The organism is Sphingobacterium sp. R2 (assembly GCF_040760075.1).
Lineage (GTDB): Bacteria > Bacteroidota > Bacteroidia > Sphingobacteriales > Sphingobacteriaceae > Sphingobacterium.
Genome location: NZ_CP142884.1, coordinates 3843208 through 3868465, shown reverse-complemented (window position 1 = coordinate 3868465; position 25258 = coordinate 3843208). Strand labels below are relative to the sequence as shown.

Genomic DNA, 25258 nt, shown 5'->3' with positions numbered 1-25258 from the left:
AGATGAAAACAGTATATGACTTTGATGCGCTTCAGTTTAATGGTAAAAAAAAGTCCCTCGCAGATTTTGAAGGGAAAGTGCTGCTCATCGTCAATACCGCCAGTCAATGTCTATTGACCAGGCAGTTTAAATCGCTCGAAAAACTGTATCAGAAATACAAAGACCAAGGTTTCGAAATCCTGGCATTTCCGGCAAATAATTTCCGAAATCAGGAACCATTAACTGGTAGTACGCTCGAAACATTCTGCCGGATCAATCAGCAGGTGAGTTTCCCAATTTTTAAACGCAGTCATGTTGTTGGTGAATATACTTCTCCGCTCTACCGATTTCTATCCAATAAACAAGAAAATGGACGTATAAACAGCAAACCTTCTTGGAATTTCCACAAATACCTCATCAACAAAAGGGGCGAAGTCATAGATTTCTATTATCCGATGACTTCGCCATTATCACGTAAAATTTGCCACAATATCGAACGTCTTTTACAAGAGTGATCTTTAAACTGCTTACCTTTGCAGCTGCTTCCTATAGCGTATTCTAAACGGCCAACACTACATATCGGTGAAACGGGATGATTTACTATCAAAAGGGAAGATAAATTAAACAGAGAATTATTTATATGCTAAAATTAGATCTACTTGTCATTGCTGTCCATCCAGATGATGCTGAACTAGGCGCTGGGGGTGTGATGGCAAAATATGTTGCCGAGGGAAAAAAGGTAGGAATTGTTGATTTGACTCAAGGTGAGCTCGGCACGCGCGGCACAGCAGAGACCCGATTTCAGGAAGCAAAAGATGCCGCAGAAATTTTAGGATTAACCGTTAGGGAAAATCTTGGACTGAGAGATGGTTTCTTTGAAAATGCCGAAATGGAAAAAATGGCGATCATAAAAGCTATCCGCAAATATCAACCAGAGATTGTGATCACAAACGCCATTACCGACCGCCATCCAGATCACGGAAGGGCAGGACAAATGGTTAACGAAGCCTGTTTTCTTGCCGGCTTAAGAAAAGTGGAAACTTTTGGCCCAGATAATGTGCCTCAAGATGCTTATCGTCCTCGGCTGGTACTCCAATTTGTACAGGACTACTACATCAAACCTGATGTTGTCATTGATATAACGGATTATTATCCTATTAAAGAAAAATCGGTGCTCGCCTATAAAACTCAATTTTACACCGGAGAAAATGTGAACCCGGATGAACCGCAGACCTATATTTCCAATCCCGATTTCATGCAATCAACAGCGGCGAGGGCGCGCGAATTTGGACGCTATATTCAGGCGAAATATGCCGAAGGATTTACTTCAAAAAAAATATTGGGTGTAGATGATCTTTTTCAGCTAAAATAAGGATTTATAGTTAAACTGATACTGTGGCAAAATAAAATGCGGGATCATTTATCTTTTAATTAGAACGATCCCGCATCATTCATCCTGCTAATATATTTGCTACACTCAGGAAATAAATCCTTTTACGTACTGTTTTGTAATTTCATTTTGCGGATTCAATAAAACTTGTTCCGTTGGTCCAAATTCAAGAATTTCTCCGCCATAAACAAACAAGATATAATCAGATACCCGCCGCGCCTGTCGCAATATATGCGTTACCAATACGATGGTATAATCTTTCTTCAGTTCGATCAACAACTCCTCAATTTTAGCAGTCGACAATGGATCCAAAGCAGATGTTGATTCATCCCCAAGGATAATTTCAGGTTCCACAGCTAATCCTCTCGCCAAACAGAGCCTTTGCTGCTGACCAATGGACAATCCGCTAGCAGAGTGATTCAACCGATCCCTGACCTCATCCCATAAAGCCACATTACGTAATTGCGTTTCAACAATCTTATCGAGCTCTTTCTTATTTCTTGTGCCATGTATTCGTGGACCATAGGCGACATTATCGTAAATGGACATGGGCAATGGATAAGGTTTCTGTGAAAGCAACCCCATCTTCTTCCTGATATGCGTTACTTCGGCGTTCTTACCATAAATATCCTCACCATTAACCAGAACGGAACCGGTTATTTCAACCCCCTTAGTATCGTCTACCAACCTATTCAGCGTTTTTAAAAGCGTTGTTTTCCCACATCCCGATGGTCCAATAATAGAAGTTACACTATTGTTTGGCAGCGCAAGGTTGATGTTTTTCAGTATATGACGTCCGTCAATATAGACGTTAAGATCCTTTATTTCAATATGCGGATCTATCAAGGGGTTTACTATCGGCGATTCTTTTGTTTCGATTGAAGGATATGAGTGCATACGACAATGATTAAGATAATGATTGTTAAAACTAAAGCTGAAGCATACGCCCGACCCTGTACTTCAGGGATAGGACTACTTAACTGAAAAAATATAGATAACGGTAATGTTGCCGCCGGCTCATCGATATATTTAGGAAGATTATCGCTAAAACCAGTAGTCAATAAAACTCCTGCCACATCACCTATGGCACGACCAAAAGCTAGTAAAACAGCGGTAAGTAAGCCTGTACGAACACTTCTCAGCATTACCTGCGCCAATTCCCAACGGGTGGTACCCAGTGAAAGGGTAACATTTTTCAGATCTTCTGGAATGGTCTTGATCAACTCGTCCACAGTACGTACCACAATTGGAATAGTCAGGAGCGTTACTGTAATAATACCACCTAATAGGGAAGCGCGAATACCCAAATAGACCATAATCCCAAAACCTACTGCACCATACACAATCGAAGGGACGCCATACAATACATCGAACAATAATTTGGAAAACTGTGTTATCTTGGATTGCGCGCCCAAATAGATATTCAGATATAACGAAATCGGAATCCCGATCAGCGCAGAAAGGGCAGTTGAAACACCTGCCAAGTACAGCGAACCCAATATCGCATTCAAAATACCACCTTCCTTGCCGATGTAAAATCCACCTTTAGGCAGCTGACTGACCATTTCCCAATTGAGGTAGGGAAGTCCCTTATACACTATCGTGCCGACTATAAAAAAAAGCGAAGCTGTTACCGTTATACCCGAAAGATGCATAAAAACTTTTGCCACCTTTTCGCTCAATAGCCGTCTTTTCGTATTATCCACGCTGACCTCCTTCCAGCCGTCTTAATATGAGACGGGAAATTAAATTAAAAATAAATATGATCACAAATAAGAGCAGTGCTGAGAACATCAGCGCTGACTCATACAGTGGGATTGACATCATTTCACCAAAATTATTCGCAATTAAGGCGGGGATAGGATACCCCGCATCAAATACTGAAGTCGGCACCTTAGCAACATTTCCACAGACCATTAATACCGCTATCGTTTCACCAAAGGCTCTGGATGTAGACAACACGATGGCCGCAACAATCCCTGGTCTGGCTTTTTTGAGTATAACGTGTTTGATCGTATCCCATTTCGTTGCTCCCAAAGATAGCGAGGCAGCCTTCAGGTCATAAGGAATGGTTTGAAGAACCTCCACCATAATGGAAATCATGATCGGAAAAATCATCACAGCTAAGACGATACCACCAGCGAGCACAGAATACCCGGAGGCTACAACACCAAAAACTGGCGCAATATACAACTGAATCAATGGTACAATAAACAAAACACCCCAGACACCATAAAGCACTGGTGGAATTGCAGCTAAGATATTGACCAAAGGAAGCATCATATTCTTTAAAGCATCCGAAGCATATTCGGTCAAGTAAACAGCCGTTAATATACAAAGCGGAATCGCAATAACAAGAGAAATCAGCGTAACTGCAAGCGTACCGGCTATAAATGGCAAAAAGCCAAAAGACCCTTTCATCGGTGACCACAGCTTACCCGCTAAAAGCTGAAAAATATCACTGTATTCAAACAAAGGAATTGATTTGACCGTCAAACCAATTGCTATAATAACCACAACTGAAAGTGATACGAGCAACAGGAGGAAAGTGGTCCGCCGGACGAGGATATCTTTTACGAGACGAGTATTTAGCATGCTATAACTTATTAAGTTCTTCTTTTATCAGTGTTTCATTTAACGGAACATAGCCATTTTCAAGCAACTGCGACTGTGCATTTTTCTGAAGCACAAAAGAAATAAACTCCTTCAAAAGAAGGGATTCGGTCTTATTTCGTGTTACAAAGGTTAACTCTCTTGAAGGCGGAGCGGGATATTTCCCAATGGCTACAGCCTCGGTCAATTGAGGTAGTGTGCCATAAAACTGCTCATCATCTTCAACGTGTCCATTTTTGTTCAGATCCAAGGGAACAACAGCAATACGGTCAAAAACCTTGTTGGTTTTCAGGTTGTAGACATAATTAAGATTATTGAACCCAATCCCATGAATATCATCTTTAATAGCCTGCGCAATACCTGGGTCACCAAAAATCCCAATACCTTGCAGATCTTCTTGCTTATGATCAAAAAATTTAGCCCAGGTCTCCGCTGCGCCAGCGGCATCGGAACGCACATACACGTTGATAGGATCTGCCGTAAACTGAGGATCAATTTCCTTCCAGGTCTTAAACTTTCGATTTACAAAAATATTCAGCAACTCTTCGCGACTCAAACCACGCTTTAAAATCGCCGGGTAATTCGGGTTGGCCGGATTGATGGTACAGATAACAGCATCTTTTGCAACAATAATCGGAACAGCTCCTTTTTTAATTTCCTGCTCATGCAGATCTCTCGATACCATTCCAATATCAACCATACCTGTCAGCACATCGGCGATTCCTTTTCCAGCACCTCCCGCTGAAATATTGAAGCGAACATTCGGATGTATTTTTTTAAAATCCTCGCTCCATACTACAACTAACGGATATAGCGCGAAAGCTCCTGATAGCGAAATATTACCTTCATAACCATGCTCTTTTGTATATCCATTCTTCACTTTTGGCGCGCAGGAAGTCAATCTGAACATCATTAAAACACATAAAATAAGCACAATAAAAGGCTTTCTCATCTTTACTCCTAATAGTCTACAGGTTTTGTATATTAATTTTTATAAGGCAAATATATATTAATTTGGTAGATATTATAGAATATTAAAAAAATATTTTTACATTTGACATCGAGAAAAGAATACCAAATCAATAGATTTTATTTGTTATATGCAAAGCTTCCGCACAGAATTAGAAAACCCTATCGTGGAAAAGGAAATTATCGAACTTGAAAAAAAGATTCGGTTGTTCCATGAGGGCAAAATTGCCGACGAGAAATTTAGATCGTTGCGTTTGGCTAGGGGGGTCTATGGACAAAGACAACCTGGAGTTCAAATGGTTCGTATAAAACTTCCATTTGGAAAGGTTACCTTCAAGCAATTGCTTAAAATTGCAGCGATATCAGATGAATATGCAAGCAGCAATTTACACCTTACAACACGCCAAGATATACAGATCCACTATGTCAGTCTAGACCGCACTCCCGAGCTTTGGGCGAAATTAGCTGAAGACGACATTACTTTAAGGGAGGCTTGTGGGAATACAGTCCGTAATGTCACCGCTTCTCCAACTTCGGGCATCGATCCAAAGGAACCATTTGATGTTTCGCCATATGCTCAGGCGACCTTTGAATATTTTTTGCGCAATCCCGTTTGTGCGGAAATGGGGCGAAAATTTAAAATGTCTTTTTCCGCCAGTGACGAAGATACTGCATTCTCCTATATCCATGATCTTGGTTTTATTCCAAAACTAAAAGTTGTTAATGATGTGCAAACCAGGGGTTTTAAAATACTATTGGGTGGAGGATTGGGATCTCAGCCTTTCTTAGCATCAGTAACAAACGAGTTTCTACCCGAAGATGAACTGATCCCCTATATAGAAGCAACACTTCGTGTTTTTGATCGTTATGGCGAAAGAAATAACCGAAATAAAGCTCGATTCAAATACCTTATTCAGAAATTAGGCTTAGAAGAAGTGCTCAATTTAATTGAAGCCGAAAAGATCGCAACGAAGGTAAAAAGCTATCCGATCGACCGAACCAAAATCGAACAGCCATTACCACCGGACGACAGCCAGCTATCAATTATTGATCTAGACAGCGATCTAAATTACCAGATCTGGAAAAACACCAATACATTCGGACAAAAACAAGAAGGATATTATGGTGTCTATGTGCGGGTATCCACGGGTGACATCGGTACAGACAAAGCTCGCGCGTTGGTTGCTGGTCTGAAGGATTTGGTCGCGGACGATATCCGTATCACGCAGAACCAGAGCTTACTGCTAAAATATGCAACACAAAAGTCACTACCACATATTTATCAATTACTTCAATCGTTGGATCTAGCCCAGGTCGGTTTTGATAGTACAGCAGATGTCACAACCTGCCCTGGTACGGACACCTGCAATCTAGGCATCTCAAACAGTACCGAAATGGCCCGGGTTATTGAATCTTATATCGCTGAATTTCACCAGGATTTTGTCTTTAACCGCGATTTAAAAATCAAAATTTCGGGTTGTATGAATTCGTGTGGCCAACATGGATTGGCACATATCGGCTTTCATGGTAGTTCCGTCAAAGCGGCGGGCAAAGTCGTCCCTGCAGCGCAAGTTATGCTTGGGGGTGGAACAATTGGTAATGGTGAAGGGCGTGTTGCCGAGCGTATTATTAAAGTACCGACGAAAAGAGTGTTACATGTTGTCGAATGGGTGCTCAATGATTATAAGAAAAATGCAGAAGCAAATGAAAATTTCCATGCTTACTACGACAGACAAAGTAAAAATTACTTTTATAATCTTTTAAAACCACTATCGGATTTAACCAATCTTGCTGAGGACGAATTTGTTGACTGGGGACATGAAGGAACTTTCCAAACGGCAATCGGGGTTGGCGAATGTGCAGGTGTTGTTATTGACTTGGTTGCCACGTTGATCTATGAGGCGGAAGAGAAGTTACAATGGGCAAATGAAACATTTCGTGAATCCAAATTCTCGGACGCGATTTATCATGCCTATAATGCCTTCGTCCAAGCTGCAAAAGCCCTATTATTAGATAAAGGGGTTAGCGCAAGTACACAAAATAGCGTAATCAACGAATTCCAGTCACATTTCGTGGAAACAGGTGAATATAATTTTGAACAAACGTTTCAAGAACTAGTTTTACAGATCAGTAAAACTGAACCAACGGAGCATTTTGCAATCAAGTATCTTCAGGAAGCGACAAAGTTTATCAATGAAGTCTATCAACGAAAAAATTTAAAACCAGCATTGGTGTAGGAGAGAATAGGTATGTCAATAAAAGCAAAAGTAACATTAGTAGGAGCGGGGCCCGGTGATCCGGATCTGATCAGCCTAAAGGGGATCAAAGCAATAGAAAAAGCAGATGTCATTTTATACGATGCCTTGGTGAATGAAGAATTACTGGATTATGCACAGGCTGAATGCATCAAAATATATGTTGGAAAACGAGCAGAACAACTTTCTACATCACAGGATGAAATTAATCGCCTTTTGGTAGATTACGCCTTAAACTATGGTCATGTTGTCCGCCTAAAAGGAGGTGATCCATTTGTTTTTGGTCGTGGTGGAGAAGAAATTGATTACGTACAACAATATGGTATTGAAACGGCAGTTGTGCCGGGTATTTCCTCCGCAATTGGGCTTACCGGACTACAACAACTTCCATTGACTTACCGGGGAATCAGTGAAAGCTTTTGGGTAATAACGGGCTCAAAGTCAGACGGCTCGTTATCATCGGATCTTTATTTGGCCGCGGATTCCAAAGCGACGGTAGTAATCTTGATGGGGTATGGTAAATTGGCTGAAATCGTAGCCATTTACCGCGAGAGGAATCTACATAACCTACCTATCGCACTGATTCAAAACGGCTCGTTACCGAATGAAAAAGTTGTACTTGGCACAATAGACAATATTCTTGATGAATCTGTCGAGAAAAGAGTCGGTGTTCCTGCCATCATCGTAATCGGTGATGTTGTCGCAAAACACCGTTCATTTCATGAGATTAAAGAAAAAGCATTAGCATTGTAACCATGAACCAACTCTTTCCCATATTCGTTAAACTTAATCAGATCCACACGTTGCTTGTCGGCGGAGGAAAAGTTGCGCTGGAGAAATTTGAGGCTATGGCGTCCAATGACAACGCTTTAAATCTGACCATTGTAGCCAAGGAAATTATCCCCGAATTTGCGGAGTTACTAAAAAAATATCCGCAGATTGATCTATACGTTCGCCCATTTGCATCAGCAGATATTATGGACAAACAGCTCGTCATTGCAGCAACAAATAATATGGAACTCAATGACCAACTCCGCAGTTTAACATCCGAACAGCATATATTGTTTAATGCAGCAGATAAACCTGAATTGTGTGATTTCTATCTCGGATCTATTGTAAAAAAAGGGAACCTGAAAATCGCCATTTCCACAAACGGAAAGTCACCAACGATAGCTAAGCGCTTGAAAGAGTTGCTAAATGACCTGTTGCCAGAAGAAATAGACGAAACATTGTCACTCATGAGCGCTTATCGGGATCAGCTCAAAGGGGATTTCGAATTTAAAGTAAAGAAGTTGAACGAACATACAAAAGATATATTAGGTCATGAACGTTAAGGAACTCAAAGAAATTATTGGAGATAAAAAAGGAGTAGAGCTCCTGCAGACCGTGACTTCATTGTTCCCTAAGGAAGTCATTTTCTCAACCTCTTTTGGTATAGAGGATCAGATTATCACGGAATGGATCGGTAAAAATAACCTGGATATTCAACTATTCACATTGGATACTGGCCGACTGTTTAAAGAGACCTATTCGTTGTGGAGCCGTACGCTGGAGCGTTACCCCTTGCAGATTAAAGCATACAGTCCTAATAACTCGTTATTGGAAGATTTTATCAGCAAGAAAGGTCCAAATTCTTTTTACGAATCGGTAGAGAACCGCAAAGAGTGTTGTCGAATCAGAAAAATTGAACCGCTGCAACGTGCCATCAGCGGAAAGAAAGTTTGGATAACAGGTATACGTTCGGATCAGTCTGTCAATAGGCACGATATGGACTTTATCGAATATGATGAGGTAAACCAAATTATCAAAATACATCCTTTGTTTGACTGGACTTTTGAAGAGGTAAAAACGTACTGTAAGGAGCATTATATTCCATACAATGTATTACATGACAAAGGTTTTCCAAGTATTGGATGTCAGCCCTGTACCCGTGCGATACAAGAAGGTGAAGATTTCCGTGCCGGCCGATGGTGGTGGGAAGATCAAAGTAAAAAAGAATGTGGTTTGCACGCTGTTAAGTCATAAAATAGCCAAGTAGAAACCCAAATTCATTAAATAAAATTTTATTATCTCAGAGAATGGACTATTTAGATCATTTAGAAGCGGAAGCAATATATATTTTAAGAGAGGTCGCCGGACAATTTGAAAAACCTGCGCTATTATTCTCTGGAGGCAAGGACTCCATTACACTTGTCCACTTGGCAAAAAAAGCATTCAGACCCGGTAAATTTCCTTTTCCATTGGTTCACATTGACACAGGTCACAATTTTCCCGAAACAATTACCTTCAGGGACGCGTTGATTGAAGACATAGGAGAAAAACTTATTGTTGGTTATGTTCAAGACAGCATTGACCAAGGCAAAGTCGTTGAGCAGAAGGGAAAAAATGCAAGTCGGAATGCCTTGCAGACAGTTACCTTACTCGACACAATCTCCAAACATGGTTTTGATGCCTGTATAGGTGGCGCACGCCGAGACGAAGAAAAAGCCCGTGCCAAGGAAAGAATCTTCTCCGTGCGAGATGAATTTGGACAATGGGATCCGAAACGCCAAAGACCTGAGCTCTGGAGCATCTTTAATGGAAAAATAAACAAAGGCGAAAATGTACGCGTGTTTCCCATTTCAAACTGGACCGAATTGGATGTTTGGAATTATATCAAGCGTGAGCAAATAGCCTTGCCGTCTATCTATTTCAGTCATGAACGGGAAGTCATTACGCGCAATGGTCAATTGATGGCTGCCGCCTCATTCTTAAATATCGATGCAGACGATGTCATAGAACGCAAATCCGTACGTTTCAGAACGGTAGGCGACATGACATGTACAGCGGCTGTAGATTCAACGGCTACTGAACTGGACGACATTATCGCTGAGATCAAAGCATCAACCGTGAGTGAACGTGGAGCCCGTATGGATGATAAAGTATCTGAGGCTGCTATGGAAGAGCGCAAAAAACAAGGATACTTTTAACCCTATTTCAAATCGAATACCAGAGATTGACAACAATGAATATATTGAAATTTATTACGGCCGGTTCTGTAGATGATGGTAAAAGTACCCTCATAGGCCGGTTATTATACGATACCAATTCCATTTTGGATGACCAATTGGAAGCTATACAACGTGCCAACCGGAAAAATGACGATGGGACAGTAGACTTGGCCATATTAACGGATGGACTTAAAGCTGAACGTGAACAAGGCATAACAATCGACGTAGCCTATAAGTATTTTCAGACCGAATACCGAAAATATATTATAGCCGACGCTCCAGGACATATCCAATACACCAGAAACATGGTCACTGGCGCTTCCAATTCCGACCTTATAATCATTTTAGTTGATGCACGTAAAGGCGTAATTGAGCAGACAAAACGCCATTCCTTTATTGCTAAATTACTGGCGATGAAGCAAGTACTTGTCTGTGTCAACAAGATGGATATGGTCGATTATAGTGCTTCTGTTTTCGAGCAGATCAAAGCAGATTATTTAACGTTAGCTAATAATCTCGGACTTAAGGATATTGATTTTATACCTGTGTCAGCATTAAAAGGAGACAATATTGTCCATAAGTCGGAAAGAATGAGTTGGTATGCAGGCGAATCTTTATTGGATTACCTGGAAAATGTAGAAATTCACGAACAGGAAGCGGCCAGCTGGAGGTTTCCCGTCCAATGGGTTGTGCGGCCACAAACCGATGATTTACATGACTATAGAGGGTATGCAGGCCGCGTACTAGGAGAGGGCCTTAAGGTTGGTGACCAGGTAATTGTTTATCCGGCAGAAACTTTTAGCACAGTGAAAGCCATCGAATTAAACGGACAACAACTTCAACGGGCTGAAAGTGGACAATCGGTCATTATCCATCTCAGCGATGATGTCGACATTAGCCGTGGTGACACAATTGCCAGCGTGGAAAACCCACCAAAATTCGAACGTAATATCCAGGCAAATTTGTGCTGGTTTGACAACAAACCTTTGGATACGGATCAGATTTATCTTATTCAAAGTCACAGCAAATTAACCAAGGTTAAGATTGTAGACGTTTTATACAAATTTGATATCAATACACAGGAAAAAATACATGATGAGCCAATTAAACTAAATGATATTGGTCGAATAGCCATTAAATCAGCTGAGAATCTAGTATTTGATTTGCAACAGGAAAATGCCGCAAATTCTCAAGCCATTGTTATTGATCCACGCACAAATTTAACAGTCGGCGCATTGATGATCCAAGCTGTCGACTAACGAAGACAATTAATCGTAAATATTCAACCTAAATATTTTTTAAGGAACTCAGACCATGTTTGGGTTCCTTTTGTATTTGCTGCCGTGTTTATTAAAACCAGTGGATTTACAAAATACTATTAAATCGTACCTAAAAGGAGGCTATACAAATCTTCTATTTAACATAATATAAATTATAAACAAAACTATACTAGAAAAGGGTATAGGTTTTACACTAAAGCAGAATCATTTTACACTTAAACAGAATCATGTCCGCTTGTTACCAATAAAAATCGAACAAAATACGGCTAATACATTAATGCACACACATTTCGGCAATTAATAATCGGTTTTAAATGATAAATATAAAGTATGAAATTTCATTAAAACAGATTATTATTTGTAAATAATTAACAAATATTGGTTGTTCGTTAAAAAATACATAAATTAGTGCCAGCCAAAGGGAAATTTTACTAATTAAAACATGTCAAAAAATTATAACGACTTTATCTCCATCGTTGAGAAACGAAATCCAAATGAACCAGAATTCTTACAAGCTGTAAAAGAAGTTACCGAGGACCTATTTCCTTATATTACAGAAAACCATCCTGAGTTTTTCGAACAAAAGATTCTCGAAAGACTTACTGAACCAGAGCGTATTATATCTTTTCGAGTAACTTGGTTGGACGATAACCATCAAGTACAGGTAAATCGCGGATACCGTGTTCAAATGAACAGTGCTATTGGTCCTTATAAAGGCGGTCTTCGCTTCGCTCCTTCCGTGAACCAAAGTATCCTTAAATTTCTTGCTTTTGAACAGGTATTTAAAAATAGTTTGACCGGGTTGCCGATTGGTGGCGGCAAAGGCGGCTCCGATTTTGATCCGAAAGGAAAATCGGATAATGAGATCATGCGGTTTTGTCAGAGTTTCATGACCGAGCTTTATCGTCATATTGGCGCTGACACGGATGTTCCTGCTGGAGATATTGGTGTTGGAGGACGTGAGATAGGCTATTTATTCGGTCAGTTTAAACGCCTGCAAAATAACTTTACTGGTGTTCTTACCGGTAAAGGTGAGTTGTGGGGAGGTTCTTATATACGTCCAGAAGCGACAGGTTATGGTTTATTGTATTTTGTTGACTGTATTTTCAAACATCAGGGAAAATCATTGAAAGGCAAAGTAGCCACTGTTTCTGGTGCAGGCAACGTGGCATTTTATGCGGTTGAAAAAGCATTGCAGCTGGGGGCTAAAGTGATCACAGTATCAAACAGTTTAGGAACATTGTACGATCCGGATGGCTTTGATACTGAAAAAATGGCCTTTGGAGCTTCATTAGGAAGAAGTTTGGATCAATACCCATCCAAATACCCGAATGCTCAGTTCTTCCCAGGCCAAAAGCCTTGGCAATTTAAATGCGATATCGCATTACCTTGTGCAACGCAAAATGAATTGGATGAATCCGACGCCAATATGCTTGTAGCAAATGGTTGTATCTGTGTAGCCGAAGGCGCTAATATGCCTTCTACAGCTGAAGCTATTAAAGTATTTCTCGATGCAAAAATCAGTTTCGCCCCAGGTAAGGCAGCGAATGCTGGTGGTGTTGCTGTCAGCGGCTTGGAAATGTCTCAAAACTCCATCCGTACACAATGGTGTACCGAAGAAGTTGACAATCGTTTAAAAACCATTATGGAGAGTATCCACGAAACCTGTTTAAAATATGGTAAGGAAAGTGAATTTGTAAATTACTTAAAAGGTGCCAATATTGGTGGCTTTATCAAGGTAGCAAATGCCATGAAAGCCCAAGGTATCGTCTAGAAAGCCTTTTTCTAATCATATCATAATCCTGAGCGCTCAAATGCATTGCATTTGGGCGTTTTTTTATACTTTTATAGCAAATTTAAAAACAAGAGATTTACATGAGACTAATAGCTGAACTTCCTCATCCTGATTGCAAGATTTCAATTTTTGGGATGAACCAAAAATTCATCATTAAGTTTGAACAAGGCAATTTGGAACAATCCTATAAAATTGCGGAAATGGATATTATTGGTGGTGTAAATGGTGTATTCGATTTGCTTGATGAGGAATTTCTAAAAAGTGTAATTGATCAATTCGCATTGATGCGTCAGTCTTTTAACAGTGCTTACGGCAGATACGAATAATAAATTTATGTTAAACTATCTATATTTTGCTGCATTTTGGGCCTGCCAGATTATCTCCTCCATCCTATTTAAGCTCGGTGGACTACACCCAAAATATAAATGGACAACTTTGATTGTCGGAAATATTATTCTGCTCTCTGCAAGCTGGTTCCTTGTACAGTTATTCAAAAATGTATCTCAGCCCATTGTTATCGCCTTGTGCTCTGGTGGCACATTCTTGACCGTGCAATTAGCCATGGCACTGTATTTTAAAAGTCCGCTGTCCTGGATGCAGGTACTTGGCATGTTTGTCATTATCTCCGGTATGGTGCTGATAACCTTTGGTGGTAAAGAAACGATTTAACTTCAATTTACAGGACGAAAGCTCCCGCTCGACGCCAGCTAAACGACCACATACATTTAAATAAAAATTTAAATGAAAATTGGAGCTCACAATAGCAACCTTTTGAGCTCCAATTCATTTTGTCTACAAATAAGCGTAGGTGATACCATCACCACCACGGTCTTGATGTTCGTCCTCAAAACGACTAACATGACTATATTTACGTAAATAATCGCGGATAAATTTGCGCAAAATTCCGTCACCCTTTCCGTGGATGATTTTTAGCGATGGATATCCGATCATGACCGCCCTATCCAGCACGCGTTCCAGCTCATGAAGCGCATCCTCCGTTCGCATACCCCTCAGATCAATTTCAGGCTTAAAGTCCGCCACCGAAGCTGCCGATGTTGACCTTGATAAACTTTTTGCAGATTTTTTTCCTTCCCGTCCCACTAGCTTAATCACATTCTTCCGCTTTTGTACGGTACGCAATTCGCCCATAGCGAGAATAAGATTATTTTTAGCAATTTCTACCACCTGTGCCTCAGCACCATTATCTAAAATTTGAACCCAGTCCCCAACAGTTAATTCGGTGGATTCCTGAACGTTTTCTTTAATAGCTTGCTTTGCCGGCTTCTGTTCTTTAGGCAGTACGGCCTGGAGTGCCTGATCTAAGTTATTACGCAATTCACGGGTCTTTTCTTTATCTGCTTTGACCGATTTAATTTGAGCAACCGTATTCTCAATGAGTTTATTTGAATTCTTTATAATCTGTTGCGCTTCTTCCTTAGCCTTCTTCAGAATGACTTTTTTATTTTCTTCTAGATAGGTTTGCAGTTCCAGGTATTCGGATTTGATGGTCTCCAGTTCTTTCTCCCGCTTAATTATCGCAACTTTGGTGTCAAACACCTCTTTCTTCTCTCTTTCGAGATCAATCAAAAGGTTGTCAACTTTCTTTTGCTCCACACCAATTTTGCTTTTCGCAGACGCTAATATTTCCTTACCTAAGCCAATTTTTTGAGCAATTTCAAAGGCATACGAACTCCCCGGTTTACCGATCTGAAGAATATACATTGGCTTCATTTCGCGGTTGTCAAATAACATCGAAGCATTCTCTAAACCGGGCGAATTGCTCGCAAATACCTTCAGATTACTATAGTGTGTTGTCACTACGCCTCTAATCTGCTTTTTATTGAGCGATTCTAATACAGCTTCAGCGATAGGTCCACCAAACAAAGGATCGGTACCGGTCCCAAACTCATCGATTAAAACCAAGGTACGCCCATTGGCAAATTCCGTAAAATATTTCATCTTTGAGAGATGTGCACTATAGGTACTTAAATCACTCTCTATCGATTGATCATCACCTATATCTGCAAATATCTGCTTAAAAACGCCCACTTTCGTCGTTGGGTCAGCAGGAATTAATAGCCCAGATTGCACCATGATCTGCAATAGGCCTACCGTTTTCATGCAGACAGATTTACCCCCTGCATTTGGTCCCGAAACAACAATTACACGCTGGACATCGTCAATTTGTATATTCAGCGGCACAACAGTATGATGGTGATTTAATAATAAAAGTGGATGCCTAGCATTCACCAAATTAATCTCCACTTCTTTAGACAATTCGGGCATTTCAGCCTCGATGTCCAAAGCAAAAAGTGCTTTTGCACGTACAAAATCTACTTTTGTCAGTAGTCCATGATAAGAAAGCAACAACGGAAGGTGCGGACGAACTTTATCGGTCAATTCCACTAGGATACGAATCACTTCTCGTCGGCGTTCAAATTCTAAATCTCTAATTTTATTGTTGAGCTGAAAGACTTCTTCAGGCTCTATATAAGCCGTTTGACCTGTAGCAGATTCATCATGAATCAAACCTTTAAGCTTTCGTTTATTCTCTGCTAAGACGGGAATACAAAGCCTTCCATCGCGTATGGTAAGATTACCATCGGCGGTCCATCCACTATCCTGAGCACTTTTAAAGATGCTGTTAATGCGCTTTAAAGCTTCTTGCTCAGCCTTTTGAATCTGTTGAGTAATCTCCAACAGCAGTCGCGAAGCATTATTTTTGAGCTTTCCGCGCTCATCGATCACCATTTCGATATCACGAATGATGCCCTTCTCTATCGGTAAATGTTCAAAGAGAATCTCAAGATTGGGATAAAGCCCCTCACGTTCGTTAAAATAACGGATGATAGCGTAGACAGTCTTTAATGAAAGTAATACTTTAAAGAATTCCTCTTCAAGCAAAAAAGCTCCCTCTACCCGAGCTTTTTCAATAATGGACCGAAGTGGAAAAAAATTCTCAACAGGAAATGCACTGTCGTTCACCAAAAGGTCTTTAAACTCATTGGTCTGTCTTAAAAATCGATCAATCTGATCAAAACGGGTCTGTGGCTGAATTTTATCCACCAAATCCCTACCCGATTCGCTTAAGCATTTTTGTCTTATTTTATCTTTTATCTCGGAGAATCCGAGCTTATCTATTGCATTTAATGGATATACCATAGAAATCATATTCGTTGAATAATTAAAGTTTCACCGGAGGCTTCATTTGCCTCGGCGGGCTGAGAACTGGTCCGCTTTCCAGTTCTGCGTTTGGTAACTTCCGAAGTGGAACCTCCTTCGGTGTGATTACAGTATCCTTACCTGGGCTGCTCCCTACACCCGAAGACGCATCAACTGGTAAAGCTGGGATACCTACAGATAATTGATTCATAAGATAACCATCTACACTGATACCGGTTTTCATTTGGAAATAGCGATTAAAAGATGAAGCGGCTTCTCTAAAACTCAATTTTGTTGTATTTGGCGTATAATGAATAAGTGCGGCAATTCTTTCCTGATAAGCTTGTTGCCCACGCATAACCCGATTGGTACTATCCTGAATACGTACATTAACAATCGAGTCTCTGCTACGGATAGAATCTTGCTTTTTCCTATCGATGTCTGCATAAAACTTATTTTCTTTCGTTAGATTTTCTTCCACTTTTTTATAAATAGCAGACATGACTTCTGCATCCTTTCCATAATAGTCTAAATTCTTTTTAAAAGAAACGGAATCCAAACCATATTTATCGAAGGTAACTTGGTACAGAGGCAACATGACTTTGCGCGCACTATCAATGGGTAAAATATTGAGGTATGAATCTGTCAATTGAATTTCGGTCAGTGCATCCACAAACTTACTTTCGGAGATAATATCTTTGTCCCCTGTACGTACACAGGCACCAAATAAAAAAATGACTGCAAGTAGATTCAGTATTAATCGTAGCATTTCGTAGTTTTGTACAAATTTACAAAAAGCACCGACATTTGGCACTTTTTACATCATCAAAACTATATCGGAAATGAGTATTGCTAGTAATTTAGAAGCGTTAAGATTGGAGACTGAAGCTGTCGGCGTACAACTTGTGGCTGTATCGAAGACAAAATCCAACTCAGATATCATGGAAGCCTATGAGGCAGGTCAACGTATTTTTGGCGAAAACCACGTTCAAGAGTTAGTTGAGAAAGCGGAGCTTTTACCCAAAGATATTCAATGGCATATGATTGGCCACCTTCAAACGAATAAGGTCAAGTATATTGCTCCTTTCATCAGTCTAATTGCATCTGTTGATTCGCTCAAATTACTGAAGGAAATAAATAAACATGCCCAAAAATCAAAACGCACCATCGACTGTCTTTTACAAGTTTATATTGCTGAGGAAGACACCAAATTTGGTTTTGACCATGCTGAACTTATCGAACTGCTCCGCGACGATGAATTTCTCGAATTGAAGAACATCCGTATTTGCGGTTTGATGGGAATAGCCTCAAATACAGATAACCAGAAAGTAATAAAAGCTGAGTTCTATGAGCTTAAAATGTTGTTTGATGGGATCAAAGCAAGTTTTTACAGAAAAGATGAACATTTCAGCATTCTTTCCATGGGCATGTCCTCCGACTATAAATTGGCTATAGAAGAAGGTTCAACAATGGTGCGTATAGGAAGTACAATCTTTGGAAAACGAGTAATCAAACACTTTAAAAACAATGACTAAACAAATTATAAGACAAGCTGTTAAAGCTGACTGCCCACGGATGCTCGAATTGATTAATGAACTGGCAATTTTCGAAAAAGCACCCGATGAGGTCACGGTCTCACTTTCGGAATTTGAAGACGCAGGATTTGGAAAATCACCTGTTTGGGGGGCATTTGTCGCAGAAGTAGCAGACGAAATTGTCGGCATTTCATTATATTATACCAGATATTCAACCTGGAAAGGCCGAAGACTCTATTTGGAAGATCTAATCGTGACAGAAAATATGCGTGGATCAGGAATTGGAAAACTACTGTTTGATAAGACGCTGGCCTACGGCAAACAGTGCGGTTATCATGGCATGGTATGGCAAGTCTTGGACTGGAATGAACCGGCCATTAAGTTTTATGAAAAATATAAAGCGGACTTTGATGCGGGATGGCTCAATGTATCAATTACTTATTAAATAACGGATATTATCATTTTAATGCGGTTTCAGTTTTCCTTAAAAATATTAGTTATCAGCTATCTGTTTTATGCTTGCAATGGACAAAGTGTACCTGCCGATGTTGTTCAACCTACAGATACACTCTCCTATAGTAGAAAAAGCATAGACGAGCATAGCAATTATTTTCTTAAGGAAGAAAATCGACTAGACACGACCTATTTTCGCGCAAAATACCCTGTTTTTGATGAAGATAAGATCAATGATCTGATTACCAATATTGTTCATCTCGAAGGCGATACCAGTATGCAGGAGGCTGCCCATCGTTTTATTAACGCTTACAATGAATATGTGGAGGATAATAACGGTAAGTCTACAGCAACCTGGAACCGGGAGCTACAGGTGGATGTGATCGCCAATACGCCAGTTTTTCTGGGAATAAGGGCCCAACAGGAAGAGTACACGGGCGGTGCGCATGGTGACCACTTTACCCTTTATGCAAACTTCGATAGGCAGTCAAACAAACAGATTGTAATTGATGACATTATTCAAACACAGCATAAAGATAAGTTTATCAAAATCGCTGAGCAGTATTTCCGCACACAGGAAGGGTTAAGTAGCGATGATCTATTAAATGGAACGTATTTTTTTGAAGACGGTAAGTTTTCGCTCGCAGATAATTTTACGATCGAAAAAGACGACATCCTATTTCATTACAATGTGTATGAAATCAAATCCTATGCTGAAGGGATTACTGAATTGCGCATTCCCTACGCTACTTTCAGACATTTGATTTCAGAAAAAGGATTACAGTATATTCATAGTATTAATTAGCAATCAACTAAACTAATAAATAAATGCAGGTTTTTAAATTTGGAGGTGCATCCGTTAAGGATGCTGAAAGCGTCAGAAACTCAGCACGGATTATCTCGAAATACAAAGGCGACGCCTTGCTCGTTGTCATATCCGCTATGGGAAAGATGACTAACCTTCTCGAAAGATTGACCAAAGAATATGTTAATAACACGGGAAACCAACTTCAGACGCTGGATGAGGCCAAACAATTTCACTTTCATATCCTTCAAGAATTATTTCCTGAAGGTGAACACCCTATATTTGATGAAGTTGCAAACTGTTTTGTCGAGATCGAGTGGATTTTAGAGGAGGAGCCTCAAGATTCATACGACTATCTGTTCGATCAAATTGTATCGATGGGCGAACTTATTTCCACCAAGATTGTGGCAGCTTATGTGGCCTTTATTGGTGAAAAGGTACGATGGATCGATGCACGGGATTATATATTTACGGACAACACCTATCGTGAGGCTGTCGTCGACTGGAACAAAACGGAAGAAAAAATCCGCACAGATCTTCCAGCTATTCTCGACGAATACATTGTCATCACACAAGGATTTTTGGGCTCTACTTCTGAAAATTTCACAACCACCTTAGGCCGTGAAGGGTCTGACTATTCTGCAGCGATATTTGCATCCTGTTTAAATGCCGAAAACGTAACGATCTGGAAAGATGTACCGGGTGTACTCAATGCCGATCCCAAATGGTTTGAAAAGACTGAACTCATTCCTGAATTGTCTTATACCGATGCGATAGAGCTTACCTATTATGGTGCAACGGTCATCCATCCGAAAACCATCAAGCCCTTACAGAATAAGAAAATTGCACTGAATGTACGCTCTTTTGTCGATCCTGACTCGCCAGGAACAATGATCAGGAGTACGAATCAGACTTTACCTGTTCCGTCCTTCATCTTTAAGGTGAACCAAATTTTCATTTCGATCTCGCCAAGGGATTTCTCATTTATCGTGGAAGATAATTTAAGAGACATTTTCAATCTATTCCATGAGCACCGTATCAAAATAAATATGATGCATAATACAGCCATCAATTTTACCGTTTCGGTAGACGATACAGGAAAAAATGTGGTAGACTTAATTAACGAGCTCGAGCAGCGCTTCAAAGTCAAATATGAATCTGGACTTGAACTGATCACTATTCGCTATTACAACCAGGAGACCATTGATCGAGTTCTGGTCGATAAGGAAGTGATAAGCGAACTAAAAGACACCTATACTTGCCAGCTTCTTGTAAAGAAAATATAAATGAATACACTGATCCTTCAAGAGGAGATTCAGCAGTTTCTGGATAGAAACGCAGAGCAGTCTCCTGCTAAAATCGCACTTAAAAAATCTCCTTTTGAAGGAATATCGCCGTCCGAGCTTGCTACTCAACTGGACGGGAAACAACGAGCAAGTACAAAAATCCCCCTGTGGGCCAATACGCCGGGAATCTATTTTCCCCCAAAGCTTAACTTGGAGCAATGTTCTTCAGAGAAAACAGCATTATTTAAAAGTACACTGATAAATGAGGGAACGCACTTAGTCGATGTCACCAGTGGTTTCGGTGTAGACAGCTTTTACTTCTCAAGGCAGGCGGCGCAGGTTACTGCCTGTGAATTAAATCCTGAATTGGCAGCCGTCTCAAAACATAATGCGGCTATATTAAAGGCAGACAACCTTCACGTCATTGCCGCTAACGGTGTGGATTACATCCTCGATGACGCAAACAGACGATTCGACTACATCTATTTAGATCCCTCTCGAAGAGTTCAAAACAAAAAGGTCTTTTTATTAGATGAATGTGAACCTAATTTAGTTCAATTACAAGATGTTTTTTTTCAGCACAGCACTACCATTATCAGCAAACTGGCACCACTACTGGATATATCCTCTGCCGTGCAGCAACTGCGACATGTGAAAGATGTTTATGTCGTATCGGTTCAAAATGATTGTAAAGAGCTTGTATTCGTACAAGAAAAAGATTATGAAGGTGGTGCAACCGTTCATGCTGTCAGATTATTTCAAGGACAGCAACAAGTTATCTCCTTTACCTATGAAAGTGAGCGCGCCGTTGTTAATGAATACAGTGAACCCCTGTCCTATCTGTATGAGCCAGATGTTGCACTTTCCAAAGCTGGTGCCTTTAAAATTGTTGGCCAAATTTTCAATGTTAAAAAATTACATAAAAATACACATCTCTACACTTCCGATCAGAAAATCGAAAATTTTCCCGGTAAAACATTCCTGATTAAGCAGGTGGAATCCTTTACCGATTTCAAGAAAAATAAGAAACCCTTACAATCGGGAATCATTGCCAAAAATTTCCCCCTCAAAACAGAGGAGATCAAAAAGAAATTTAAAATTAGGGATGCGGGAGACTCGTTTGTATTTTTTACAACAACCCAAAATGATCAATTTAGTGTCATACATACACAACGAATGCTAGAATAGACATTTTCATTACAATTGTCGAAAATCTTCTCCTTAAATTTAATGCATGGATAAAATAGAGTTATCAGCATTGGATTTGGCTCCCATAAAAAAAGGAGAAAATACAGCTAGCGCATTGGCCCGTACGGTCAAAATTGCCCAACATATAGAACAACTGGATTTGAAAAGGATTTGGGTTGCAGAGCATCACAACATGGAATATATCGCCAGTTCTGCGACATCCCTTTTGATACAACATATTGCATCAAACACAAACCGTATTCGTGTAGGATCTGGCGGAATAATGTTGCCCAATCATGCGCCTTTGGTTATTGCAGAGCAGTTTGGAACTTTAGAAACCTTATTTCCGGGACGTATTGACCTCGGTTTAGGACGTGCTCCAGGTACAGACCAGTTAACTGCAATGGCTTTACGCAGAAACAACCTAAATACCGCTTTTCAATTTCCTCAAGAGGTGAAAGATCTGCAACGTTACTTTAGCGCAGACAATTTTGATGCAAAAGTACGTGCCTTTCCGGGCGAAGGTTTGGAGATACCCCTGTACATTTTGGGATCAAGTACCGACAGTGCCTATCTGGCGGCAAGCTTAGGGCTTCCTTACGCTTTTGCGACACATTTTGCACCTGCGCAATTTGCTTCGGCGAGTATGATCTATCACCAAAATTTCATCCCATCTGACGTGCTGGAAAAACCTTATTTTATGTCGTGCGTCAATGTTATCGCCGCAGATAGCAACGAAGAAGCAGAATTTTTAGCAACCAGTTTCTTCAACCTCTTTGCCGGTATCGTAACAAATACAAGAAGACCATTATCAGAACCCACTCCAGAAGTAATTTACAAAGGAATACCGGCAATCGAGCAAGCTGTTAAAAGTATGGCTTCATGTGCTTTCATTGGTGACAAAACCAATATACGTCCACAAATCGAGAAATTTGTAAAAGACCATAAAGTAGATGAGATTATCGCTACTTCCTATATTTTCGACGATGAAAAATGCCTCAAGTCATTTTCGCTGTTAAAAGAAGCACTTGCTTAAAAAATCGCTCGATTTATATACGGTGAATTTTATATATTTAAACTAAATTCACCGTATATGAATATCTATAATGCCTTCGCACTTCTAATGGGATTGTTTTCCCTCCAAGCATGCACGAATCCCACTTCTCATCAGGTCGGTGGAAAAACCGACACGGACAAGGCCACTGACACATTGTCCCAAGTCGTTGCGGACAGCAGTACAGTTAATCAATCCTTAATAGCCGATCCAAAGAAGGGACAGATTTTGCTCGTGCGTAGCTACCGAGTTTGGGAAAAGGAAGATCCTACAGCTGTTTTAAATAAGGATTGGTACGACCTTTATGAAGAAAATGGCAAATATTACCTGGAAAAAGTTGATTATGAAATAAAAGACGGTTATGACGAGTGTGCTGGCGTTCCAATTCGAAGCATTGAATCACGCAGAAACTCATTGCTATTCCTAAAGTTGGAAGGACTCCAAGCCGGTGCATTAGAAAATTTAAAAGTTACCCATTCCGAAATATGGCCTCAGGAATCGGTAGAATATGCGTTTAAAAATCAAAAAGTTACCCTGAGAGGATTTGGAACAATTAAATCCACCGAGGTGCAGACCGATGACAAAGGTCACGAGAAATTATTCCATGAGGTGACCAATTACAAACTAAGCTACATTTCAAACAAAGAAAACAAAGAAAAGACCCTATTTCATATCGATCAATTTGATGATGTATTTATGTCCACACTTTTTGTTGGGGATATCGACCGGGATGGTGTTCTGGATTTTATCTTTTCTAATCCGAGTCACTATGAGGAGCAAGCAATGCTGCTATTCTTGTCCAATCACGGCAATGCACTGACTTTTGAAGCTGATGCACAATTTGATTGTTAAAGCTGGTTAACATGGCTAGAATCAACGTCTACTTACATCAAATGAAGTCCATTGATCGCGCATTGCTTTCAGTGGGCATGTTTTTACTGATCTACATCATCTCTCCAATCCAATCCCTTCCACTGTTAAACCTGCTGCTATGCTGGCTGGGGTTTTGTATATCTTATACCGCCATATCCTGGTTTACATTTTATACCATGTCGGTTGAGACAATGGCAAAGAAAGCTCAAAAAGAAGATGGAAGCCGGCTTTTTGTCTCCTTATTCATCATTTTGGTCACCATAGGTTGCTTTGTTTCTGTCCTGATGATCATTATATCCAGCAAGGACAAACAGCTGAAGGATGCGTATATTATCGTCATTTGCATCCTAGCCATGATGGCTTCATGGATATTAGTTCATACCATCTATACATTTCATTATGCACGTCTATATTACGAAAATAGGTCCGACGGTGGTGGCTTAGAGTTTCCTGGCGACGAGAAGCCTGATTATCTGGATTTTGCATACTTTTCATTCGTTATGGGATGCACATTTCAAGTATCCGACGTGGGGATATCTTCAAAAAAGATACGCCGGGTAGCACTTTTTCACGGTCTCCTCTCCTTTGCTTTAAATACATTTGTTGTTGCATTGACGATAAATATCATTTCTGGATTAATCAATTGAGTTTTCGATCAAAAAGTCTTATTTTAGAGCAAAAATTACACACATGAAGTTTTTCAACGTCTTACTCGCGCTTTGTATCCTCATTATTTTAGTAGCTTCGTGTGCCAAAAATCAAGATTCAGGTAACGCTACTGCAGCAGCAGCGGGCAGTTTTATCGGGCGTATCCAATACCAAGATAATTCATTGGAAGTAGATCGGGATAATCGGCTTATTCGCGTTTTAAAAGAAAGCAACGGTACCTACAGAGTTGAGTTCTTCACGGGTATCCCAAATATTACTTCGCTTAGATTGAATCAAGAAAACGATACGACTTGGGTATCAGCTGACACGACAGGATTAAAGAATGTCAAAATTGAAGGAAAACGATTAACAATTAATTATCAAGCTAATAGCCAAAGTTGGGTCGTTGAAAATGCAGTCCGTAACTAATAATCAATCTAAATTGTCATATTAACTTCATTTTCTGTTTGAAAATTATTGCTTTCTCCCTATATTTAGTCAAGCATAAAGGAAAAGAGAAATGAAACAATTCAATAAATTAGGTGCGATTGCATCCGTGTTGGCTATTGCGCTTGCGTTGAGTGCATTTAGTTTCCAACAGGACAAACCAAAGGAAGAGCCCAAACCAACCAATTTAAAAGTTCTCCCAAAAAATATTTCCCATGACGAATTGATTTCCACCATGAAGGAATTTAACGTTGCCTTGGGCGTAAAATGTGGTTTCTGTCATGCACCATCAAAAGAAGATCCTAAGAAATTGGACTTTGCCAGTGATGAGAACCACAAAAAGGATATTGGGCGGGCGATGATCAAGATGACCCAAAAAATCAATAAAAAGTATTTTAACCGCAGTTGGAATAATGCTCCAGCCAAAGCAATTTCCTGTAAAACCTGTCATGGCGGGAAGGAAGAACCCGAGATGGTCTTAGCGAAAAACTAATCAAACCACATATTCATTTAACACCATAATACCGCGTATTATG

At 40.1% G+C, this 25258-nt stretch carries 27 protein-coding genes; 21 read left to right on the top strand and 6 right to left on the bottom strand.

Features of this window, described 5'->3' with window-relative positions:
* Nucleotides 1–2 precede the first annotated feature (2 nt).
* Together VXM68_RS16060 and bshB1 are read left to right on the top strand one after the other, a co-directional pair.
* Nucleotides 3–494, top strand: a complete 492-nt coding sequence (locus VXM68_RS16060) for a glutathione peroxidase (protein ID WP_293957425.1) — start codon at nt 3–5, stop codon at nt 492–494.
* A 125-nt stretch (nt 495–619) separates the two neighbouring features.
* A complete protein-coding gene (bshB1, locus tag VXM68_RS16055; RefSeq protein ID WP_293957424.1) occupies nt 620–1351 on the top strand; it encodes a bacillithiol biosynthesis deacetylase BshB1 in 732 nt (243 codons plus the stop codon).
* Between the two features lie 105 nt (nt 1352–1456).
* On the opposite strand, the gene VXM68_RS16050 is transcribed toward bshB1, so the two are convergent.
* The 4 genes from VXM68_RS16050 to VXM68_RS16035 are packed head-to-tail and all read right to left on the bottom strand — an operon-like array spanning nt 1457 to nt 4934.
* Nucleotides 1457–2266: a phosphate ABC transporter ATP-binding protein gene (locus VXM68_RS16050; RefSeq protein WP_312329510.1), complete on the bottom strand. Its 810-nt coding sequence runs from the start codon at nt 2264–2266 to the stop codon at nt 1457–1459.
* Nucleotides 2224–3075: a PstA family ABC transporter permease gene (locus tag VXM68_RS16045; protein WP_293957421.1), complete on the bottom strand. Its 852-nt coding sequence runs from the start codon at nt 3073–3075 to the stop codon at nt 2224–2226. The genes VXM68_RS16050 and VXM68_RS16045 overlap by 43 nt, the downstream gene beginning before the upstream one ends.
* The gene (gene pstC / locus VXM68_RS16040; protein WP_293957419.1) at nt 3068–3964 is read right to left on the bottom strand and encodes a phosphate ABC transporter permease subunit PstC; all 897 of its coding nucleotides are present in this window, start codon (nt 3962–3964) and stop codon (nt 3068–3070) included. Before pstC ends, VXM68_RS16045 begins: the two co-directional genes overlap by 8 nt.
* A 1-nt stretch (nt 3965) precedes the next feature.
* On the bottom strand, nt 3966–4934 hold the full coding sequence (locus VXM68_RS16035; RefSeq protein ID WP_367209347.1) for a PstS family phosphate ABC transporter substrate-binding protein: 969 nt from the start codon (nt 4932–4934) through the stop codon (nt 3966–3968).
* Nucleotides 4935–5082: 148 nt separating this feature from the next.
* Between VXM68_RS16035 and VXM68_RS16030 the strand changes: the two genes are divergently transcribed.
* The 9 genes from VXM68_RS16030 to VXM68_RS15990 all read left to right on the top strand — a co-directional run bounded on the left by VXM68_RS16030 (nt 5083) and on the right by VXM68_RS15990 (nt 13940).
* Nucleotides 5083–7188: a HEPN domain-containing protein gene (locus tag VXM68_RS16030; RefSeq protein ID WP_367209346.1), complete on the top strand. Its 2106-nt coding sequence runs from the start codon at nt 5083–5085 to the stop codon at nt 7186–7188.
* A 12-nt stretch (nt 7189–7200) separates the two neighbouring features.
* The gene (gene cobA / locus VXM68_RS16025) at nt 7201–7959 is read left to right on the top strand and encodes a uroporphyrinogen-III C-methyltransferase (protein WP_367209345.1); all 759 of its coding nucleotides are present in this window, start codon (nt 7201–7203) and stop codon (nt 7957–7959) included.
* 2 nt (nt 7960–7961) lie between these two features.
* A complete protein-coding gene (locus tag VXM68_RS16020; RefSeq protein WP_294187769.1) occupies nt 7962–8540 on the top strand; it encodes a bifunctional precorrin-2 dehydrogenase/sirohydrochlorin ferrochelatase in 579 nt (192 codons plus the stop codon).
* The gene (locus VXM68_RS16015) at nt 8530–9231 is read left to right on the top strand and encodes a phosphoadenylyl-sulfate reductase (RefSeq protein ID WP_293957413.1); all 702 of its coding nucleotides are present in this window, start codon (nt 8530–8532) and stop codon (nt 9229–9231) included. The genes VXM68_RS16020 and VXM68_RS16015 overlap by 11 nt, the downstream gene beginning before the upstream one ends.
* A 53-nt stretch (nt 9232–9284) precedes the next feature.
* On the top strand, nt 9285–10175 hold the full coding sequence (gene cysD / locus VXM68_RS16010) for a sulfate adenylyltransferase subunit CysD (protein ID WP_367209344.1): 891 nt from the start codon (nt 9285–9287) through the stop codon (nt 10173–10175).
* A 35-nt stretch (nt 10176–10210) separates the two neighbouring features.
* Nucleotides 10211–11455, top strand: coding sequence for a sulfate adenylyltransferase subunit 1 (locus VXM68_RS16005; RefSeq protein WP_367209343.1), 1245 nt, complete (start codon nt 10211–10213; stop codon nt 11453–11455).
* A gap of 463 nt (nt 11456–11918) precedes the next feature.
* Nucleotides 11919–13250: an NADP-specific glutamate dehydrogenase gene (gene gdhA, locus VXM68_RS16000; RefSeq protein ID WP_312329505.1), complete on the top strand. Its 1332-nt coding sequence runs from the start codon at nt 11919–11921 to the stop codon at nt 13248–13250.
* A gap of 101 nt (nt 13251–13351) precedes the next feature.
* Nucleotides 13352–13597, top strand: a complete 246-nt coding sequence (locus VXM68_RS15995) for a hypothetical protein (RefSeq protein WP_293957409.1) — start codon at nt 13352–13354, stop codon at nt 13595–13597.
* 7 nt (nt 13598–13604) lie between these two features.
* Nucleotides 13605–13940, top strand: coding sequence for a hypothetical protein (locus VXM68_RS15990; RefSeq protein ID WP_312329504.1), 336 nt, complete (start codon nt 13605–13607; stop codon nt 13938–13940).
* Nucleotides 13941–14063: 123 nt separating this feature from the next.
* Here VXM68_RS15990 and VXM68_RS15985 read toward each other — a convergent pair whose 3' ends face one another.
* A complete protein-coding gene (locus VXM68_RS15985) occupies nt 14064–16433 on the bottom strand; it encodes an endonuclease MutS2 (protein WP_367209342.1) in 2370 nt (789 codons plus the stop codon).
* 22 nt (nt 16434–16455) lie between these two features.
* Nucleotides 16456–17202 carry a DUF4296 domain-containing protein gene (locus tag VXM68_RS15980; RefSeq protein WP_367209341.1) on the bottom strand — a complete coding sequence of 249 codons (747 nt, stop codon included), beginning with the start codon at nt 17200–17202 and terminating at the stop codon, nt 16456–16458.
* 73 nt (nt 17203–17275) lie between these two features.
* Here VXM68_RS15980 and VXM68_RS15975 point away from each other — a divergent pair, with 73 nt between their 5' ends.
* From VXM68_RS15975 to VXM68_RS15930, 10 genes are all read left to right on the top strand, one after another.
* Entirely contained in the window at nt 17276–17968 is a 693-nt protein-coding gene (locus tag VXM68_RS15975) for a YggS family pyridoxal phosphate-dependent enzyme (RefSeq protein WP_293957405.1), read from the top strand.
* The gene (locus VXM68_RS15970) at nt 17961–18413 is read left to right on the top strand and encodes an N-acetyltransferase family protein (protein ID WP_367209340.1); all 453 of its coding nucleotides are present in this window, start codon (nt 17961–17963) and stop codon (nt 18411–18413) included. Before VXM68_RS15975 ends, VXM68_RS15970 begins: the two co-directional genes overlap by 8 nt.
* Before the next feature lie 21 nt (nt 18414–18434).
* Complete coding sequence (locus tag VXM68_RS15965) at nt 18435–19226, top strand: DUF3298 domain-containing protein (protein ID WP_367209339.1); 792 nt, start codon at nt 18435–18437, stop codon at nt 19224–19226.
* A gap of 23 nt (nt 19227–19249) precedes the next feature.
* Nucleotides 19250–20512 (top strand): aspartate kinase, encoded by a 1263-nt coding sequence (locus VXM68_RS15960; RefSeq protein ID WP_294187746.1) that lies wholly within the window; start codon nt 19250–19252, stop codon nt 20510–20512.
* Entirely contained in the window at nt 20513–21700 is a 1188-nt protein-coding gene (locus VXM68_RS15955) for an RsmD family RNA methyltransferase (protein WP_367209337.1), read from the top strand.
* 46 nt (nt 21701–21746) lie between these two features.
* A complete protein-coding gene (locus VXM68_RS15950; protein ID WP_367209335.1) occupies nt 21747–22736 on the top strand; it encodes an LLM class flavin-dependent oxidoreductase in 990 nt (329 codons plus the stop codon).
* Nucleotides 22737–22793: 57 nt separating this feature from the next.
* Complete coding sequence (locus VXM68_RS15945) at nt 22794–23606, top strand: hypothetical protein (protein ID WP_294350041.1); 813 nt, start codon at nt 22794–22796, stop codon at nt 23604–23606.
* Nucleotides 23607–23617: 11 nt separating this feature from the next.
* Entirely contained in the window at nt 23618–24274 is a 657-nt protein-coding gene (locus VXM68_RS15940; RefSeq protein ID WP_294187739.1) for a DUF1345 domain-containing protein, read from the top strand.
* A gap of 43 nt (nt 24275–24317) precedes the next feature.
* On the top strand, nt 24318–24704 hold the full coding sequence (locus tag VXM68_RS15935) for a hypothetical protein (protein ID WP_367209333.1): 387 nt from the start codon (nt 24318–24320) through the stop codon (nt 24702–24704).
* A 91-nt stretch (nt 24705–24795) separates the two neighbouring features.
* Nucleotides 24796–25215: a c-type cytochrome gene (locus tag VXM68_RS15930; RefSeq protein ID WP_367209332.1), complete on the top strand. Its 420-nt coding sequence runs from the start codon at nt 24796–24798 to the stop codon at nt 25213–25215.
* Nucleotides 25216–25258: the final 43 nt, after the last annotated feature.

Excerpts from the sequence above, each read along its gene's own strand:
- VXM68_RS16060 (WP_293957425.1), top strand. The coding sequence starts at position 3 with ATGAAAACAGTATATGACTTTGATGCGCTTCAGTTTAATGGTAAAAAA.
- bshB1 (WP_293957424.1), top strand. The coding sequence starts at position 620 with ATGCTAAAATTAGATCTACTTGTCATTGCTGTCCATCCAGATGATGCT.
- VXM68_RS16050 (WP_312329510.1), bottom strand. The coding sequence starts at position 2,266 with ATGCACTCATATCCTTCAATCGAAACAAAAGAATCGCCGATAGTAAAC.
- pstC (WP_293957419.1), bottom strand. The coding sequence starts at position 3,964 with ATGCTAAATACTCGTCTCGTAAAAGATATCCTCGTCCGGCGGACCACT.
- VXM68_RS16035 (WP_367209347.1), bottom strand. The coding sequence starts at position 4,934 with ATGAGAAAGCCTTTTATTGTGCTTATTTTATGTGTTTTAATGATGTTC.
- VXM68_RS16030 (WP_367209346.1), top strand. The coding sequence starts at position 5,083 with ATGCAAAGCTTCCGCACAGAATTAGAAAACCCTATCGTGGAAAAGGAA.
- cobA (WP_367209345.1), top strand. The coding sequence starts at position 7,201 with ATGTCAATAAAAGCAAAAGTAACATTAGTAGGAGCGGGGCCCGGTGAT.
- VXM68_RS16020 (WP_294187769.1), top strand. The coding sequence starts at position 7,962 with ATGAACCAACTCTTTCCCATATTCGTTAAACTTAATCAGATCCACACG.
- VXM68_RS16015 (WP_293957413.1), top strand. The coding sequence starts at position 8,530 with ATGAACGTTAAGGAACTCAAAGAAATTATTGGAGATAAAAAAGGAGTA.
- cysD (WP_367209344.1), top strand. The coding sequence starts at position 9,285 with ATGGACTATTTAGATCATTTAGAAGCGGAAGCAATATATATTTTAAGA.
- VXM68_RS16005 (WP_367209343.1), top strand. The coding sequence starts at position 10,211 with ATGAATATATTGAAATTTATTACGGCCGGTTCTGTAGATGATGGTAAA.
- gdhA (WP_312329505.1), top strand. The coding sequence starts at position 11,919 with ATGTCAAAAAATTATAACGACTTTATCTCCATCGTTGAGAAACGAAAT.
- VXM68_RS15995 (WP_293957409.1), top strand. The coding sequence starts at position 13,352 with ATGAGACTAATAGCTGAACTTCCTCATCCTGATTGCAAGATTTCAATT.
- VXM68_RS15990 (WP_312329504.1), top strand. The coding sequence starts at position 13,605 with ATGTTAAACTATCTATATTTTGCTGCATTTTGGGCCTGCCAGATTATC.
- VXM68_RS15985 (WP_367209342.1), bottom strand. The coding sequence starts at position 16,433 with ATGGTATATCCATTAAATGCAATAGATAAGCTCGGATTCTCCGAGATA.
- VXM68_RS15980 (WP_367209341.1), bottom strand. The coding sequence starts at position 17,202 with ATGCTACGATTAATACTGAATCTACTTGCAGTCATTTTTTTATTTGGT.
- VXM68_RS15975 (WP_293957405.1), top strand. The coding sequence starts at position 17,276 with ATGAGTATTGCTAGTAATTTAGAAGCGTTAAGATTGGAGACTGAAGCT.
- VXM68_RS15970 (WP_367209340.1), top strand. The coding sequence starts at position 17,961 with ATGACTAAACAAATTATAAGACAAGCTGTTAAAGCTGACTGCCCACGG.
- VXM68_RS15965 (WP_367209339.1), top strand. The coding sequence starts at position 18,435 with ATGCGGTTTCAGTTTTCCTTAAAAATATTAGTTATCAGCTATCTGTTT.
- VXM68_RS15960 (WP_294187746.1), top strand. The coding sequence starts at position 19,250 with ATGCAGGTTTTTAAATTTGGAGGTGCATCCGTTAAGGATGCTGAAAGC.
- VXM68_RS15955 (WP_367209337.1), top strand. The coding sequence starts at position 20,513 with ATGAATACACTGATCCTTCAAGAGGAGATTCAGCAGTTTCTGGATAGA.
- VXM68_RS15950 (WP_367209335.1), top strand. The coding sequence starts at position 21,747 with ATGGATAAAATAGAGTTATCAGCATTGGATTTGGCTCCCATAAAAAAA.
- VXM68_RS15945 (WP_294350041.1), top strand. The coding sequence starts at position 22,794 with ATGAATATCTATAATGCCTTCGCACTTCTAATGGGATTGTTTTCCCTC.
- VXM68_RS15940 (WP_294187739.1), top strand. The coding sequence starts at position 23,618 with ATGGCTAGAATCAACGTCTACTTACATCAAATGAAGTCCATTGATCGC.
- VXM68_RS15935 (WP_367209333.1), top strand. The coding sequence starts at position 24,318 with ATGAAGTTTTTCAACGTCTTACTCGCGCTTTGTATCCTCATTATTTTA.
- VXM68_RS15930 (WP_367209332.1), top strand. The coding sequence starts at position 24,796 with ATGAAACAATTCAATAAATTAGGTGCGATTGCATCCGTGTTGGCTATT.